At 73.2% G+C, this 13,933-nt stretch carries 16 protein-coding genes; 13 read left to right on the top strand and 3 right to left on the bottom strand.

The window, feature by feature from the left end; all coding sequences use genetic code 11:
• Positions 1 to 6: 6 nt before the first annotated feature.
• The 7 genes from ACFVGY_RS07465 (at position 7) to hypE (ending at position 6,407) form a co-directional block, all read left to right on the top strand.
• Positions 7 to 120 carry a DUF6893 family small protein gene (locus tag ACFVGY_RS07465; RefSeq protein ID WP_385672487.1) on the top strand — a complete coding sequence of 38 codons (114 nt, stop codon included), beginning with the start codon at positions 7 to 9 and terminating at the stop codon, positions 118 to 120.
• A 158-nt stretch (positions 121 to 278) separates the two neighbouring features.
• Positions 279 to 710 (top strand): hydrogenase maturation nickel metallochaperone HypA, encoded by a 432-nt coding sequence (locus ACFVGY_RS07470; protein ID WP_385672490.1) that lies wholly within the window; start codon positions 279 to 281, stop codon positions 708 to 710.
• Positions 711 to 713: 3 nt separating this feature from the next.
• On the top strand, positions 714 to 1,493 hold the full coding sequence (gene hypB / locus ACFVGY_RS07475; RefSeq protein ID WP_385672493.1) for a hydrogenase nickel incorporation protein HypB: 780 nt from the start codon (positions 714 to 716) through the stop codon (positions 1,491 to 1,493).
• Positions 1,493 to 3,910, top strand: coding sequence for a carbamoyltransferase HypF (gene hypF, locus ACFVGY_RS07480; protein ID WP_385672496.1), 2,418 nt, complete (start codon positions 1,493 to 1,495; stop codon positions 3,908 to 3,910). Before hypB ends, hypF begins: the two co-directional genes overlap by 1 nt.
• Positions 3,879 to 4,220 (top strand): HypC/HybG/HupF family hydrogenase formation chaperone, encoded by a 342-nt coding sequence (locus ACFVGY_RS07485; RefSeq protein WP_385672498.1) that lies wholly within the window; start codon positions 3,879 to 3,881, stop codon positions 4,218 to 4,220. The genes hypF and ACFVGY_RS07485 overlap by 32 nt, the downstream gene beginning before the upstream one ends.
• A complete protein-coding gene (gene hypD / locus ACFVGY_RS07490; protein ID WP_385672501.1) occupies positions 4,217 to 5,353 on the top strand; it encodes a hydrogenase formation protein HypD in 1,137 nt (378 codons plus the stop codon). Before ACFVGY_RS07485 ends, hypD begins: the two co-directional genes overlap by 4 nt.
• Positions 5,346 to 6,407, top strand: coding sequence for a hydrogenase expression/formation protein HypE (hypE, locus tag ACFVGY_RS07495; RefSeq protein ID WP_385672503.1), 1,062 nt, complete (start codon positions 5,346 to 5,348; stop codon positions 6,405 to 6,407). Before hypD ends, hypE begins: the two co-directional genes overlap by 8 nt.
• An 86-nt stretch (positions 6,408 to 6,493) precedes the next feature.
• Here hypE and ACFVGY_RS07500 read toward each other — a convergent pair whose 3' ends face one another.
• Positions 6,494 to 7,333 (bottom strand): class II glutamine amidotransferase, encoded by an 840-nt coding sequence (locus ACFVGY_RS07500; protein WP_385672855.1) that lies wholly within the window; start codon positions 7,331 to 7,333, stop codon positions 6,494 to 6,496.
• Positions 7,334 to 7,544: 211 nt separating this feature from the next.
• Here ACFVGY_RS07500 and ACFVGY_RS07505 point away from each other — a divergent pair, with 211 nt between their 5' ends.
• From ACFVGY_RS07505 to ACFVGY_RS07515, 3 genes are all read left to right on the top strand, one after another.
• Positions 7,545 to 8,066: a MarR family winged helix-turn-helix transcriptional regulator gene (locus ACFVGY_RS07505; protein WP_385672506.1), complete on the top strand. Its 522-nt coding sequence runs from the start codon at positions 7,545 to 7,547 to the stop codon at positions 8,064 to 8,066.
• A gap of 121 nt (positions 8,067 to 8,187) precedes the next feature.
• Positions 8,188 to 8,649, top strand: a complete 462-nt coding sequence (locus tag ACFVGY_RS07510; RefSeq protein WP_385672509.1) for a hypothetical protein — start codon at positions 8,188 to 8,190, stop codon at positions 8,647 to 8,649.
• A gap of 64 nt (positions 8,650 to 8,713) precedes the next feature.
• The gene (locus ACFVGY_RS07515; RefSeq protein WP_385672512.1) at positions 8,714 to 9,568 is read left to right on the top strand and encodes an NmrA family NAD(P)-binding protein; all 855 of its coding nucleotides are present in this window, start codon (positions 8,714 to 8,716) and stop codon (positions 9,566 to 9,568) included.
• Between the two features lie 79 nt (positions 9,569 to 9,647).
• On the opposite strand, the gene ACFVGY_RS07520 is transcribed toward ACFVGY_RS07515, so the two are convergent.
• A complete protein-coding gene (locus tag ACFVGY_RS07520; protein ID WP_385672515.1) occupies positions 9,648 to 10,019 on the bottom strand; it encodes a hypothetical protein in 372 nt (123 codons plus the stop codon).
• Between the two features lie 86 nt (positions 10,020 to 10,105).
• Between ACFVGY_RS07520 and ACFVGY_RS07525 the strand changes: the two genes are divergently transcribed.
• The 3 genes from ACFVGY_RS07525 to ACFVGY_RS07535 all read left to right on the top strand — a co-directional run bounded on the left by ACFVGY_RS07525 (position 10,106) and on the right by ACFVGY_RS07535 (position 12,381).
• The gene (locus ACFVGY_RS07525; protein WP_385672518.1) at positions 10,106 to 10,831 is read left to right on the top strand and encodes a DUF72 domain-containing protein; all 726 of its coding nucleotides are present in this window, start codon (positions 10,106 to 10,108) and stop codon (positions 10,829 to 10,831) included.
• A 184-nt stretch (positions 10,832 to 11,015) separates the two neighbouring features.
• Entirely contained in the window at positions 11,016 to 11,660 is a 645-nt protein-coding gene (locus ACFVGY_RS07530; protein ID WP_385672520.1) for a DUF4360 domain-containing protein, read from the top strand.
• Positions 11,661 to 11,706: 46 nt separating this feature from the next.
• On the top strand, positions 11,707 to 12,381 hold the full coding sequence (locus tag ACFVGY_RS07535; protein WP_385672523.1) for a DUF4360 domain-containing protein: 675 nt from the start codon (positions 11,707 to 11,709) through the stop codon (positions 12,379 to 12,381).
• Positions 12,382 to 12,458: 77 nt separating this feature from the next.
• Here ACFVGY_RS07535 and ACFVGY_RS07540 read toward each other — a convergent pair whose 3' ends face one another.
• Entirely contained in the window at positions 12,459 to 13,874 is a 1,416-nt protein-coding gene (locus ACFVGY_RS07540) for an Ig-like domain-containing protein (protein ID WP_385672526.1), read from the bottom strand.
• Positions 13,875 to 13,933 lie beyond the last annotated feature (59 nt).

The following is a 13,933-nucleotide window of genomic DNA, read 5'->3' on the forward strand; positions in this document are numbered from 1 at the left end:
AAGACCATGAGCGCGAACAAGACCATGATCGGCGGCTGGGCCGCCGCCGTCCTCGCCCTGCTGGTGCTGAAGGCGGTCCTGCCCGACCTCCAGCGCTACCTGCGCATCCGCCGCATGTGACCGCGGGACGACCGCGGAACGGCCGCGGGACCGCATCAAGGCCCGGTCCCGCGGCCCGTTCGCGTCCGAATGGCGTACGGCCCGCCCCGCGCTCCGGCGCGCCCGGCCGTACCGCACCCCGCCCGCGGGTCTAATGAGGCCCGGCAGGACGGAGTCCCATGCACGAGATGTCGATCGCCATGGCCGTGGTGGGCCAGGTGGAGGAAGCGGCCGAGGCCGCCGGCGCGAGCACCGTCACCACGGTCCGGCTCCAGGTCGGGGAGCTGGCCGGCGTGGTGCCCGCCGCCCTCGCCTTCTGCTTCGAACTCGCCTGCGCCGGAACCCTCCTCGAAGGCTCCGCGCTCGAAACCGAGCCGGTACCCGCCCGCGCCCGCTGCCGGTCCTGCACCGCCGACTGGCCGACCGGCATGCCGCCCCGGCTGGCCTGCCCCCGCTGCGACCGGGCCACGGACGTCGAACTCCTGGCCGGGCGCGAGCTGCAGATCCTGAGCGTGCGTTGGGAGGACGGCACCACACCGGACGCCGGCCACCCCTGCCGCTCCGCCACCGCCCCCACCCCGTCCCGCGTACCGATCGCCGAGGAGCGCTGAACCATGTGCCGTGTGGTCGACCTGAAGCAGGCGGTCCTCGCCAAGAACGACTCCGCCGCGCAGGCCCTGCGCGCCGGACTCGCCGCCCGCGGCACCACCGTCGTCAACCTGCTGTCCAGCCCCGGCAGCGGGAAGACCGCCCTCCTGGAACGCGAACTCGGCCTCGCCCGCGAGCGCGGCGTACCGGTCGCCGCCCTCACCGCCGACCTGGCCACCGAGAACGACGCCACCCGGCTGGCGCGCTCACGCGTCCCCGTCAAGCAGGTCCTCACCGACGGGCTGTGCCACCTGGAGGCCGGGATGCTCGCCCACCACCTGGACGGCTGGCTGCCCGCGGACACCCGGCTGCTGTTCGTGGAGAACGTCGGCAACCTCGTCTGCCCCGCCTCCTACGACCTCGGGGAGTCCCTGCGCATCGTGCTGGCCTCGGTCACCGAGGGCGAGGACAAGCCGCTGAAGTACCCGACGGCCTTCGGGCTCGCCCAGCTCGTCGTCGTCACCAAGACGGACATCGCGGGAGCCGTCGAGTTCGACGAGGCCGCCTTCCGCGCGAACGTCCAGCAGGTCAACCCCGGGGTCGAGGTCCTCCTCACCTCCGCCCGCACCGGGGAGGGCGCCGGCGCCGTGCTGGACCGGGCGCTCGCCGCCGGCGACGGCGCGCCCCTGCACGTGCCGGTCATGGCCGGGCAGCAGCCCGCACACCATCACCACCATCACCACGACGGCCCCGCCGACCACGCACACCCCTCCGCCGCGGCTCCGGCTCCGGCTCCGACCCGCTGATGGAGGCCGTGCAGCGCCGCCGGATCGTCGTGCGCGGGGTGGTCCAGGGCGTGGGCTTCCGGCCGTACGTGTACACCCGCGCGACCGGACTCGGCCTCACCGGGCACGTCACCAACACCCCCGAGGGCGTCGTCGCCGAGGTCGAGGGCGCCCCCGCCGCCGTCTCGGCGTTCTGCGAGCACCTCGCCGCCGACGCCCCGCCGCTCGCCGTCGTCCACACCGTCGACCACCACGAGGTCCCCGTCGCCGGCGGCCGCGGATTCACCATCACCGCCTCCCGCACGGGCGGCCCCGTACGCACCCTCGTCTCCCCGGACACCGCCACCTGCGCCGACTGCCTCGCGGAGCTCGCGGACCCCGCCGACCGGCGCCACCGGCACCCGTTCATCACCTGCACCCACTGCGGGCCCCGCTTCACCATCGTCACCGGGCTGCCGTACGACCGGGACCACACCACCATGGCCCGCTTCCCCATGTGCCCCGACTGCGCCCGCGAGTACGCCGACCCCGCCGACCGGCGCTTCCACGCCCAGCCCGTGGCCTGCCCCGCCTGCGGACCCCGGCTGCGCCTCCTGGAAGGGCCGCCCCCGCGCGAGACCGCCGGGACCGACCCCGTCGCCGCGGCCCGCCGCCTGCTCGCCGCCGGGTCCATCCTCGCGGTCAAGGGGCTCGGCGGCTACCACCTCGCCTGCGACGCCGCGAACCCCGCCGCCGTCGCCGAGCTGCGCCGCCGCAAGGCCCGCGGGGACAAGCCGTTCGCCCTGATGGCCCGCGACCCCTCCGACATCGAGCACCTCGTACGGCTCGCCCCGGCCGAACGCGGCCTGCTGACCGGCCCCGTACGCCCCGTCGTCCTGCTGCGCCGCCGCCCCGGAACGGGCTCCGGTCCCGGCGCGGTCGCCGACGCCGTCGCCCCGCGCTGCCCCGACCTCGGCGTCATGCTTGCGTACACGCCCGTCCATCACCTGCTGCTCGGCCTGCCCGGGGACCCGCCGGGCCCCCGCCTGCTCGTCATGACCAGCGGCAACCTGTCCGGCGAGCCCATCGTCACCGACGACACCGAGGCCCTGGAGCGCCTCGGCGGCCTCGCCGACGCCTGGCTCACCCACGACCGCCCCATCCACGTCCCCTGCGACGACTCCGTGGTGCGCGTCTGCGACGGCGAGCTCCTCACCCTGCGCCGGGCCCGCGGGTACGCGCCCCTGCCGCTGGAGCTGCCGCTGCCCGTACCGCCCGTGCTCGCGGCCGGGGGAGACCTGAAGAACGCCTTCTGCCTCGGCGAGGGCCGCAAGGCCTGGCTGTCCGCGCACATCGGCGACATGGACGATCTCGCCACCCAGCAGGCCTTCGAACGTGCCGAACGGCAACTGGAGGCGATCACCGGCGTCCGGCCCACCCGGCTCGCCGCCGACCGTCACCCCGGCTACCGCTCCGGCGCCTGGGCCCGGCGCGCCGCCGGTACCCGCCCCCTGACCGCGGTCCAGCACCACCACGCGCACATCGCCTCCGCCATGGCCGAACACGGCCTCGACGGCACCGACCGCGTCATCGGCGTCGCCTTCGACGGCACCGGCTACGGAGACGACGGCACGGTGTGGGGCGGCGAGGTCCTGCTCGCCGACTACGCCGGCCACCACCGCTTCGCCCACCTCGCCCCGGTCCCGCTGCCGGGCGGCGACGCCGCAGTGCAGCGGCCCTACCGGATGGCCCTGTCCCACCTGCGGGCCGCGGGACTGCCCCGGTCGCCGGACCTGCCGTGCACCGCAGCCTGCCCGCCCGAGGAACTCCGCGTCCTCGAACGCCAGCTGGAATCCGGCCTGCACTGCACGCCCACGTCGAGCATGGGCCGGCTCTTCGACGCCGTCTCCTCCCTGGCCGGCGTCTGCCACCGCGCCGGGTACGAAGCCCAGGCCGCGATCGAGCTGGAGTCCGCCGCCCTCGCCGCAGCACCGGCCGATCCCGGCCCCGGCTACGCCTTCGGCCTGCGCCACCCGCAGCCCTCCGGCCGGCCGACGGCTCCCGGGACCGCGCCCGGGACACCGGCCGTCGTCGCCGACCCGGCCCCCGTCCTGGCCGCCGTCGTCGCCGACCTGCGCGCCGGCACCCCGGCACCCGTGATCGCGGCCCGCTTCCACAGCGCGGTCGCCGCCCTCGTCGTCGGCCTCGCCGCCCTCGCGCGCGAGCGGCACGGTCTCGACACCGTCGCCCTCACCGGCGGCGTCTTCGCCAACACCGTGCTCTCGTCGGCCTGTACCCGCCAGCTGCACGAGCGCGGCTTCACCGTCCTGCGCCACCACCGCATCCCGCCGAACGACGGCGGACTGGCCCTCGGCCAGCTCATGGTGGCGGCCTGCGCCCCGCACCACCCACACCAAGGAGAGGGACATGTGCCTGGCGGTACCCGGCAGAGTGCTTGACATCGGGGAGAAGGACGGCACCCGGATGGCGACCGTCGACTTCGGCGGAGTGGTCAAGGAGGTGTGCCTGGAGTACCTGCCCGACCTCCAGGTCGGTGAGTACGCCATCGTCCACGTCGGGTTCGCCCTCCAGCGCCTCGACGAGGAATCGGCCCGGCAGACCCTCGACCTCTTCGCGGAACTCGGCATGCTCCAGGAGGAGTTCGGCGACCCCTGGGAGCGGGCGGCGGCGGAAGCGGGCGCCGGACAGGACCGGCCCTTCGACCCGGCACCGGCCGGGGACACAGCGCGGGAGGCGCGGCAGTCGTGAAGTACATCGACGAATTCCAGGATCCCGCGCTGGCCCGCCGGATCCTCGACGACATCCGCGCCACCGCGACCCGCCCCTGGGCGCTCATGGAAGTCTGCGGCGGCCAGACCCACACCATCATCCGGCACGGCATCGACCAGCTCCTGCCCGAGCAGGTCGAGCTGATCCACGGGCCGGGCTGCCCCGTGTGCGTGACCCCGCTGGAGGTCATCGACAAGGCCCTGGAGATCGCCTCCCGCCCCGAGGTGGTCTTCTGCTCGTTCGGCGACATGCTGCGCGTCCCCGGCACCGACCGCGACCTCTTCCAGGTGCGCGGCGAGGGCGGCGACGTACGCGTCGTCTACTCCCCGCTCGACGCGCTGCGGATCGCCCGACAGAACCCGGACCGCGAGGTGGTGTTCTTCGGCATCGGCTTCGAGACCACCGCCCCGCCGAACGCCATGACGGTGCACCAGGCGAAGAAGCTCGGCATCCCCAACTTCAGCCTGCTGGTCTCCCACGTCCGGGTGCCCCCGGCCATCGAGGCGATCATGAATTCGCCCCGTTGCCGGGTGCAGGCCTTCCTCGCCGCCGGCCACGTGTGCAGCGTGATGGGCACGGCGGAGTACCCGGAGCTCGCCGCCCGCCACCGGGTCCCCATCGTCGTCACCGGCTTCGAGCCGCTCGACATCCTCGAAGGCGTACGCCGGGCCGTGCGCCAACTCGAACGGGGCGAGCACACCGTCGACAACGCGTACGCGCGGGCCGTCCGCCCCGAGGGCAATCCGGCCGCCCTCGCCATGCTGGAGGACGTCTTCGAGGTCACCGACCGGTCCTGGCGCGGCATCGGCGTCATCCCGGGCAGCGGCTGGAGGCTGTCCGAGCGGTACCGGGAGTACGACGCCGAGCACCGCTTCTCCGTCACCGGCATCACCACGGAGGAACCCGCCGAGTGCCGCAGCGGCGAGGTCCTCCAAGGGCTGATCAAGCCGCACCAGTGCGAGGCGTTCGGCACCACCTGTACCCCGCGCACCCCGCTCGGCGCCACGATGGTCTCCAGCGAGGGCGCCTGCGCCGCGTACTACCTCTACCGGCGCCTCGACCTCACCCCGGCGCGCCGGACCGCACCGCTGGAGGCGACCCCCGTTGTCTGACACCGTCCTCGACCTCGCCGACTGGACCTGCCCGGCCCCCCTGCGCGACCACCCCCGGGTGGTCATGGGCCACGGCGGGGGCGGCGCGCTCTCCGCCGAGCTGGTCCGGCACGTCTTCGCCCCCGCCTACGGCGGCGGGCTGCTGGCCGGCCTCGGCGACAGCGCCGCCCTCACGCTGGGCGGCGCCCGACTGGCCTTCTCCACCGACTCGTACGTGGTCCGGCCGCTGTTCTTCCCCGGCGGCAGCATCGGCGACCTCGCGGTCAACGGCACGGTCAACGACCTCGCCATGAGCGGCGCCCGCGCCGCCTACCTGTCCTGTGCCTTCATCCTGGAGGAGGGCGTCGAGCTGTCCGTCGTGGCCCGGGTGGCCGAGGCGCTCGGCGCGGCCGCGCGGGCCGCGGGCGTGGAGGTGGCGACCGGCGACACCAAGGTCGTGGAGGCGGGCCACGGCGACGGCATCTACGTCAACACGGCGGGCATCGGGCTGATCCCGGAGGGGGTGGACCTGCGCCCGCAGCGGGTCGTTCCGGGCGACGTGGTCATCGTCAGCGGGGAGATCGGCCTCCACGGGGTGGCCATCATGAGCGTCCGCGAGAACCTCGGCTTCGACGTGGAGACGGTCAGCGACTGCGCGCCGCTGGGCGGGCTCGTGCAGGCCATGCTCGCGGTCACGCCCGACCTGCACGTGCTGCGCGACCCCACGCGCGGCGGCCTGGCCGCGGCCCTGAACGAGATCGCCGCCGCCTCGGGCACCGGAGTCGTGCTGAACGAGCGTCGGGTACCGGTCCCGGACCCCGTGGCCAACGCCTGCGCCATCCTCGGCCTGGACCCGCTCTACGTCGCCAACGAGGGCAAGCTGGTCGCCTTCGTGCCGCGCGAGCACGCCGAGGCGGTCCTCGACGCGATGCGCGCCCACCCACTGGGCCGGCACGCAGCGGTCGTCGGCGAGGCCGTCGAGGCGCATCCCGGCATGGTCGTCGCCCGCACCGGCCTCGGCGGCACCCGCGTGGTGGACCTGCCGATCGGGGAGCAGCTGCCCCGGATCTGCTGACCCGGACCTGCTGACCCGCGCCTCGGCCTCCGGGCCGCGCAGCATCCGCCTCGGGGAGCAGGCCCGAGGGCGGGCGCGGCGCGGGTTCAGGGCAGCTCGGGAATGAACGGCAGGTAGTCCGCGGGACCCTCCAGCGGTACGACGACGTAGCTCGCCTCGGGGAGCTCGTTCCACACCCCCGGCAGGTCGCCCAGCGGCTCGGAGACCACCAGCCGGGTGGCGTCCGAGACCTCCCGCAGGAAGGGCAGTTCCGGGTACAGCTGACGCACGGTCTCGGCGCGGCTGCTGTAGAACAGCGAGCGGGACCTGCCCTGGCTGGAGTAGCGGAACGCCCACACCCGCTGCCCGTCGCTGACGGCGACCGTCATCTGGAGCGGGTCCGCCACGCCGTGCTCCTTGCCCAGCCGTTCCACGAGCCCCGCCATCCGGCCGACCGCACCGGGCACGTCCTGGTCGAGGCCGTACGTGACGGCCAGGTAGAACATCACCTCGGAGTCCGTGGAGCCCTCGATGCACGGGAACAGGGCCGGGTCCACGGCCATGCACAGGTCGCGCTGGAGGCGGGCGAAGTCGGTGATGGCCCCGTTGTGCATCCACATCCAGCGGCCGTGCCGGAACGGATGGCAGTTGGTCTGCTGGATGGCCGAACCGGTGGAGGCGCGGACGTGGGCGAAGAACAGCTGCGAGCGGATGTGGGAGGCCAGCTCACGCAGGTTGCGGTTGCTCCAGGCCGGACCGATGTCGCGGAAGATCGCCGGCGTGCCGTTCCCGTCCGTGCTGTACCAGCCGATGCCGAAGCCGTCGCCGTTGGTGGTCTCGACCCCCATTTTCGCGTGGAGACTCTGATTGATCAGCGAGTGCTCCGGCTGGTAGAGGACCGCGTCGAGGAGCATCGGCGACCCGGAGTAGGCGAGCCAGCGACACATGAGCACCATCCCTCTCCTGCACCTCGTCCGAGCCTAACGCGGCGCGGCGCTCCCCGCCCTGCCCGAGCGCCGCTCCGGTGCGGCCGTTGGGCCGGGCGGGTTAGGCGCGGTGAGGGCCGGCGTCCGTGCGGCCGCCTGCCCGGGGAGGAGCCCGAGGTGCGTAGATGGCGGCATCTTGACCACCTACTAGTTAGCTGCCATATTACTTTTCATGAAGGACGAGGACGCCATGCCCGGTGCCACACCCACGCTCGATCAGGCACGGAAGCAGATCGAGCGGTACGGGCTTGACGCCGACCCGCAGGCGGTGCTCGTCGCGGTGCGACTGATGGCGGCCGGGGCGCGCCTGGACCGGGCTTCGGAAGTGCACTTCTCGCGTTCCGGGCTGTCGACCGGGCGCTACCGCCTGCTGGTGGACCTCGAGGACGGCGGCGGAGAGAAGTCGCCGTCGGGGCTCGCGAGGAGCCTCGGCGTCTCGCGTGCAACCGTGACCGGCCTGGTCAGCGGGCTTGAGCGGGAGGGCCTGGTGGCTCGCCGTGCCTCCGCGGAGGATGGTCGGGGTGCGGTGGTGGTGCTCACCGCACGCGGCGCCCAGCGGCTGCGCGACATGGCGGCGGACCACTTCTCGCGACTCGAGGCGCTGGTCGACGGGCTGAGTGTCGACGAGCGAGGGCTGTTCCTGGACCTCCTGGGGCGGATCACTCGGCGGATCGGCGCGCTGGCCGACGAGTAGTTCCATCGCATCGCGCGAACGGTCGCCCGGTCTTGGCCGGGCGACGTTCCCTTCATGCCCCGATAGTTAGCTCCCTAATCAATATCCAAATAGTTAGCTACCTAATCATCAGAGGAGTCGCGTGAGCCCTGTCCATGGAACCTCCGCACCCGGACCCGCCACGCGCTCGTTCACCCTGTGGAAGGAAGTCGCGGTCGCCTACGTGGCCCCGGCGATCACCGCAGGGCTCGGCGGCGTCCTCAGCGGCCAGCCCGAACTGACCAGGGCCGCTCCCACCTCCATCGGGGCCACGTCCGCCCTGGTTGCCTGCGTCGTCGGCGCGTGGCTGCACCGCCATGGCCGGCCCCGCCAGTGGACGACCTCGGCGCCGCGACTGGCGCTCACCCTCGGGCTCGCCGGTGCGGCGGCCGCAGTCGCGGCCGTGGGCGGGTGGTGCGCATCCGACTGGCTGCCGTCGCACACACCGGTGCCCGACGCCCGATGGCTGGAGCGCTTGCGGATCGATCTGCCGTTGTCAGCCGCTCTGGCCGCCGCCATCGTCACCTGGCGGTGGCACGGCGCGGCACCACGGCAGCAGACGTGACCCCGACCCTCCTCAGCCCTGTTTCCAGCCCCACAACCGTGAAAGGCACACCGTGATCACCATCATGGGCGCAACCGGTGCCACCGGCGGCGCGCTGCTCCGGCGGCTCACCGGGCTCGGCATCCCCTGCCGCGCCGTCACCCGCACCCCCGAGGCCCTGCGCGCCACCACCGGCGCGGGAACGCCGGTCGAGATCGCCGGCGCGGACGCCGCGGACCCCCGCACACTCCGCGACGCCCTGGAAGGATCCACACAGTTGTTCCTCGCCATGGCCAACAGCCCTCGTCAAGTCGAGCTCGAGACCAACGTCGTGGACGCCGCGGTCGCGTGCGGGGTACGGCACGTGGTCAAACTCTCCGCCCCGGCAGCCGAGCCGGCCTCACCGGTAGCCGTCTCGCGTGGGCACCGGCGGGTCGAGGAACACCTGGCGGCAACCGGCATGACGGCTACGCTGCTCCGACCGTACGCCTTCATGCAGAAGCTGCTCCTGAACGCGCCGGCGGTCGCCGATGGCGTGCTCATCGGGGCGATGCGCGACGCCCCCTGCAACTACGTCGACGTCCGGGACATCGCCGACGTGGCCGCCGAAACCCTCCTCCGCCCCGACCTTGCCGGCGCCACGTACACCCTGACCGGCCCGCAGGCATTCAGCCACCCCGAACTCGTCCGTCTGCTCGGGGAGCTGGTGGGCCGTCCGGTCCGCTACATCGACCTGCCGCCGAACGAGTTCCACCGCCATCTGGTGTCGACCGCAGGCATGCCACCCTGGCTCGCCGACCACGTGGTGGAGATCCAGCAACTGGCCCTGGCCCGCCCGGAAGCACCCAACGACACCCTCGAGACCGTCCTCGGCCGCCCCGCCAGGACGCTCCACGACTTCATTCGCGAGCATCTGCGCGCGTTCACCACGACCACTTGACCGGCGGCTCGACCACCTCGGCGCCAACCGGGGGCGGGCCCGTTCCCGGTCCGGGCCGAGCGGTGGACGCGCAGCCGCCCTAGTAGCGCTCCTCCATCCGGATGGCGGACTCCAGGTCCTCCTCCGCGTCGCCCTTGCGGCCCTCCTGTTCCTCCAGCAGGGCCGAGGCGATCGCATCGAGCTTGCGCTGGATGGCGTGCTCGGCGCGCCGCTCGGAGTTCTTCAGCAGGGCCAGCAGCAGCAGGGACACCGCGCCCATGGCGTCGCCGACGAGGTGCTGCCACGCGACGGGCAGGCCCGCCAGGTGAACGGCGACGAAGGCGCCGACCAGGGCCAGGCAGAGCGCCGAGAAGAGGGCCGAGCTCGTGAAGTTGGAGGCCAGCTCGGCCAGCTTTTCGAAGTGTCCCGCCCGGCCCTCGTGGATGCGCTTCGCCGGATGCCGCAGCGTCATGACGGGCGCCTGCCCCGTTCCGGCCGCGGCACACCCCGGATCCGCGGCGGATGCGCAGCGGTCCGCGGCCGGTCATCATCGGCACCATGCCCGTGCTCGTCGGAACCTCCGGATGGCAGTACCGGGACTGGTCGGGGGTCCTCTATCCCGCCGACCGGCCGCAGCGGCTCTGGCTGGAGGAGTACGCCGCCCACTTCGGGACGGTGGAGAGCAACAACGCCTTCTACCGGCTGCCCGCCCCGCACACCTTCGCGGACTGGCGCGAGCGCACCCCGGACGGCTTCGTCTTCGCCGTGAAGGCCAGTCGTTTCCTGACCCACGTCAAGCGCCTGCGCGAGCCGGCGGAACCGGTCCGGCGGCTCATGGCGCATGCCGAAGCCCTCGGTGACCGGCTGGGCCCGGTCCTGCTCCAGCTGCCGCCCACCCTGCGCGCCGACCCGCGGGCCCTGGACGCCTGCCTCGCCTGCTTCCCGCCCGGAACCCGGGTGGCCGTGGAACCCCGGCACGACTCCTGGTGGAATCCGGACGTGCGGGCCGTCCTCATGGCGCGCGGCGCGGCGCTGTGCTGGGCCGACCGCGGTTCGCGTCCGGTGACCCCGCTGTGGCGCACCGCCGACTGGGGCTACCTGCGCTTCCACGAGGGCCGGGCCCAGCGGTGGCCGCGCTACGGCACGACCGCCCTGCGCTCGTGGGCCGGCAGGATCGCCGATGCCTGGCCGCGCGAGGCGGAGGTGTTCGCCTACTTCAACAACGACCCGGGCGGAGCGGCGGTCCGCGACGCCGAGGCCTTCCGGCGCCTGCTCCCCTCCTGACCTCACCGGACTCGGAACTCCGGGGTCCGCCGCCGCCGTCCGCCCGTTCCCGGGGCGGGCGGAATTCGGCCAGGGCCCGTTGCCCGGTCCGGTTGGCCGTATCGCAGCCTTCCCAGCCCGCGGCCCCCGTGGTGGCATGTGCATGCCCAAATTCGAAACCGGCTCCGGATGAATGGGGAATCGAATGGCGCTCCGCAGGCTCACCGTCGCCGCGGCGGTGGCGGCGTTGTCCGCACTGGCCGTGCCCGCCCATGCGGAAAGCGAGACCACACCGCCCGGGAGAATCACCGTCGACGTCGTGGGCGTCAACGGATCGGGTTGCCCGCAGGGGACCGCGAGCGTGGCCGCGGCTTCCGACAACACCTCGTTCACCGTCACGTACAGCGACTACCTCGCACAGACGGGCGGCGGCGCCGGCGGGACCGAATTCCGCAAGAACTGCCAGCTCGCCCTCCAGATCCACGTGCCGCAGGGCTTCACGTACGCCATCGCCCGCGCCGACTACCGCGGTTTCGCGCACCTCCAGCGCGGGGCGTACGGCCAGGAGCGCGCCAACTACTACTTCCAGGGCATGGCGCAAACGGCCCGCACCGTGCACCAGTTCAACGGCCCGTACAGCGACAGCTGGCAGGCGAGCGACCGGACCGAGTACGCCGACCTGGTCTGGGCCCCGTGCGGAGAGGAGCGCAACCTCAACGTCAACACCGAGCTGCGGGTCTATCCGGGCGCCTCGAACCCGCAGGCCCTGAGCTTCATGAGCATGGACTCCACGGACGGCAGCGTCAGCACCGTCTACCACTTCGCCTGGAAGGAATGCTCCAGGGTCTGACAGGGCGCGCACAGGAACACCGAACACACGGTCAGGAGCGACAACGATGTCCCATTCCCTGTCCCGCACCCTTCTCACCGGGGCCGCCGCGGCCGCGCTGATCGCGACGGCGACACCGGCCGGAGCCGCAGGCCACACCCCCCAGATCACCGCACCCCCCGACAAGATCGTGATCGAGCTCGCCACGGTGAACGGCTCGGGCTGCCGCGAGGGCACCGCCCAGGTGGCCGTGGCCCCCGACAACACCGCCTTCACGGTCACCTACAGTGACTACCTCGCGCAGGTCGGGCCCGGTGCGCCACCGACCGCATTCCGGAGGAACTGCCAGCTCAATCTCCGGGTCCACGTTCCTTCGGGATTCACCTATGCGATCGTCCAGGCGGACTACCGCGGATTCGCATTCCTCCAGCCTGGAGCATGGGGGCAGGAACGGGCGAACTACTACTTCCAGGGAATGCCCCAGACGACCTCGCGCACCCATCAGTTCAACGGGCCGCTGAACGACAACTGGCAGACGACCGACCGGACCGAGTACGCGGACCTCGTCTGGGCCCCCTGCGGTGAAAAGCGCAATTTCAACATCAACACCGAACTGCGGGTGAATGCGGGGACGTCGAACCCGCAGGCCGCCACCAGCTTCATGACGATGGACTCCACGGACGCCAGCGTGAGCACGCTCTACCACCTCGCCTGGCAGACCTGCCCCGCCCCACGCACGTAGCCGGTAGCCGGTAGCCGTACCCGGCTCGCGTCGCGCGGGCCGGGTACGGCAGCGCGACCCGGCCACCGCACCGGCGGTCAGGTCATCGGGTGCAGCCGGGAAGGGGTGCGGCCGGACACCGCGGACGAGTGCGCCGACGGCGCCGCCGCGGGGGCCTGCCCGGGGACCGGGGCCAGGGCACTGCCCTTCAGCCAGGCCGACCAGTCGAGGTTCCAGTCGCCGAAGCCGTTGGCGAACGGGGCCATCGGCTCCCCGCCGCTGTTCACCACCTCGACGACGTCCCCCACCCGGACGGTCTTGAAGAACCACGCCGCGTTGGCGGTGCTCATGCCCGTACAGCCGTGGCTGACGTTCTCCTCGCCGTGGGCGTCCACCGACCAGGGCGCCGCGTGTACGTACTCCCCGCTCCACGTCACCCGCGTCGCCCAGAAGACGGGCAGGTCGTAGAACTCCTTCGTGCCGCGCTGGATGCCGACCGTGTCCCCCCGCATGCGGACCTTCTCCTCCTTGCCCAGGACGACCTTGATGCCGCTGCGGGTCAGGAACCCCGCCTTCCCCGTGGTGACCGGGATCGTCCGCAGGACCCGTCCGTTGCGCCGTACGGTCATCTCGTGGGCGGCGGCGTCGGTCACGGCCTCGATCCGGTCCCCGACGGTGAACTCCACGGACTCCGAAGGGCCGCCGATGCCGTGGTCCGCGACCTCGACCCCGTCGAGCCCGCTGCGCACGCGCACCGTGGCGTGCGCCGGCCAGTACGTACGCGGCCGGTAGTGGAGGGTCGATTCGTCCACCCAGTACCAGGAGCCCTCGACCGCCGGCTCCGAGGTCACCTCGAGCGCGCGCTCGACCCGGATGCGGGCCCCCCGGTCGGTGCCGGGAACCGGGTGGCTCAGCGCGGCCGTCACGATCTGCCCCGCCCCGTACGTCCCCGGATCCGGCCCCAACTCCGCCGTGATCCGGTCCCCGTCCGAGGGCGGCGCGGTCCGGAACGCCATGGTCACCCCGACCGGGGTCCCCGCCCCGTCCTGGGCCCCCACACGGACCGTGTACTGCTCGCCCGCCCGTAGCGACCCGGTGTTGGCCCAGTGCCGGCCCTTCGGGTCGAGGCCCCCGCCCACGTGGCGCCCGTGCCCGTCCTGCACGGTGACGTCGACGATCCGCCCCGGGCCGGCCAGCCCGATCTTCAGCGGGCCGCGCGCGTCCGTGAGCGGGACGGCCCTCCGCGCCTCGGCGTCCGCGTCCCGGTCGGCGGCGTTCCGCAGCACCGCTGCGGCCCCGTGGGCGGTGGCCCGGACCCGTTCCTGCCGCCAGCCGGTGCACGGCCGGTCGCCGGCCGACCCGGCGCCGCAGCGCGCGGCGCGGCCGCCGACTTGGAGGGCCCGTCCGACCAGCAGCGTCACCGAGGCGTCCGTGCTGCCGGGGCCCTGCCCCTTGCCGTCCGCACGGGGCACGCTGCCGGGCACCATGGCGACGAGGAACGCGCTGCCGGTCACCGCGGCCACCACGCTCCACGAAGCGTTCCGCCAGGGGTGCCGCCCCTGCCGCAGCTGTT

The organism is Streptomyces sp. NPDC127106 (genome assembly GCF_042677605.1).
Lineage (GTDB): Bacteria > Actinomycetota > Actinomycetes > Streptomycetales > Streptomycetaceae > Streptomyces.

What these genes read in the sequence shown, in the direction of transcription:
- ACFVGY_RS07465 (WP_385672487.1), top strand. Translation starts at nt 7, where the DNA reads ATGAGCGCGAACAAGACCATGATCGGCGGCTGGGCCGCCGCCGTCCTC.
- ACFVGY_RS07470 (WP_385672490.1), top strand. Translation starts at nt 279, where the DNA reads ATGCACGAGATGTCGATCGCCATGGCCGTGGTGGGCCAGGTGGAGGAA.
- hypB (WP_385672493.1), top strand. Translation starts at nt 714, where the DNA reads ATGTGCCGTGTGGTCGACCTGAAGCAGGCGGTCCTCGCCAAGAACGAC.
- hypF (WP_385672496.1), top strand. Translation starts at nt 1,493, where the DNA reads ATGGAGGCCGTGCAGCGCCGCCGGATCGTCGTGCGCGGGGTGGTCCAG.
- ACFVGY_RS07485 (WP_385672498.1), top strand. Translation starts at nt 3,879, where the DNA reads ATGTGCCTGGCGGTACCCGGCAGAGTGCTTGACATCGGGGAGAAGGAC.
- ACFVGY_RS07500 (WP_385672855.1), bottom strand. Translation starts at nt 7,333, where the DNA reads ATGTGTCGCTGGCTCGCCTACTCCGGGTCGCCGATGCTCCTCGACGCG.
- ACFVGY_RS07505 (WP_385672506.1), top strand. Translation starts at nt 7,545, where the DNA reads ATGAAGGACGAGGACGCCATGCCCGGTGCCACACCCACGCTCGATCAG.
- ACFVGY_RS07515 (WP_385672512.1), top strand. Translation starts at nt 8,714, where the DNA reads ATGGGCGCAACCGGTGCCACCGGCGGCGCGCTGCTCCGGCGGCTCACC.
- ACFVGY_RS07520 (WP_385672515.1), bottom strand. Translation starts at nt 10,019, where the DNA reads ATGACGCTGCGGCATCCGGCGAAGCGCATCCACGAGGGCCGGGCGGGA.
- ACFVGY_RS07525 (WP_385672518.1), top strand. Translation starts at nt 10,106, where the DNA reads ATGCCCGTGCTCGTCGGAACCTCCGGATGGCAGTACCGGGACTGGTCG.
- ACFVGY_RS07530 (WP_385672520.1), top strand. Translation starts at nt 11,016, where the DNA reads ATGGCGCTCCGCAGGCTCACCGTCGCCGCGGCGGTGGCGGCGTTGTCC.
- ACFVGY_RS07535 (WP_385672523.1), top strand. Translation starts at nt 11,707, where the DNA reads ATGTCCCATTCCCTGTCCCGCACCCTTCTCACCGGGGCCGCCGCGGCC.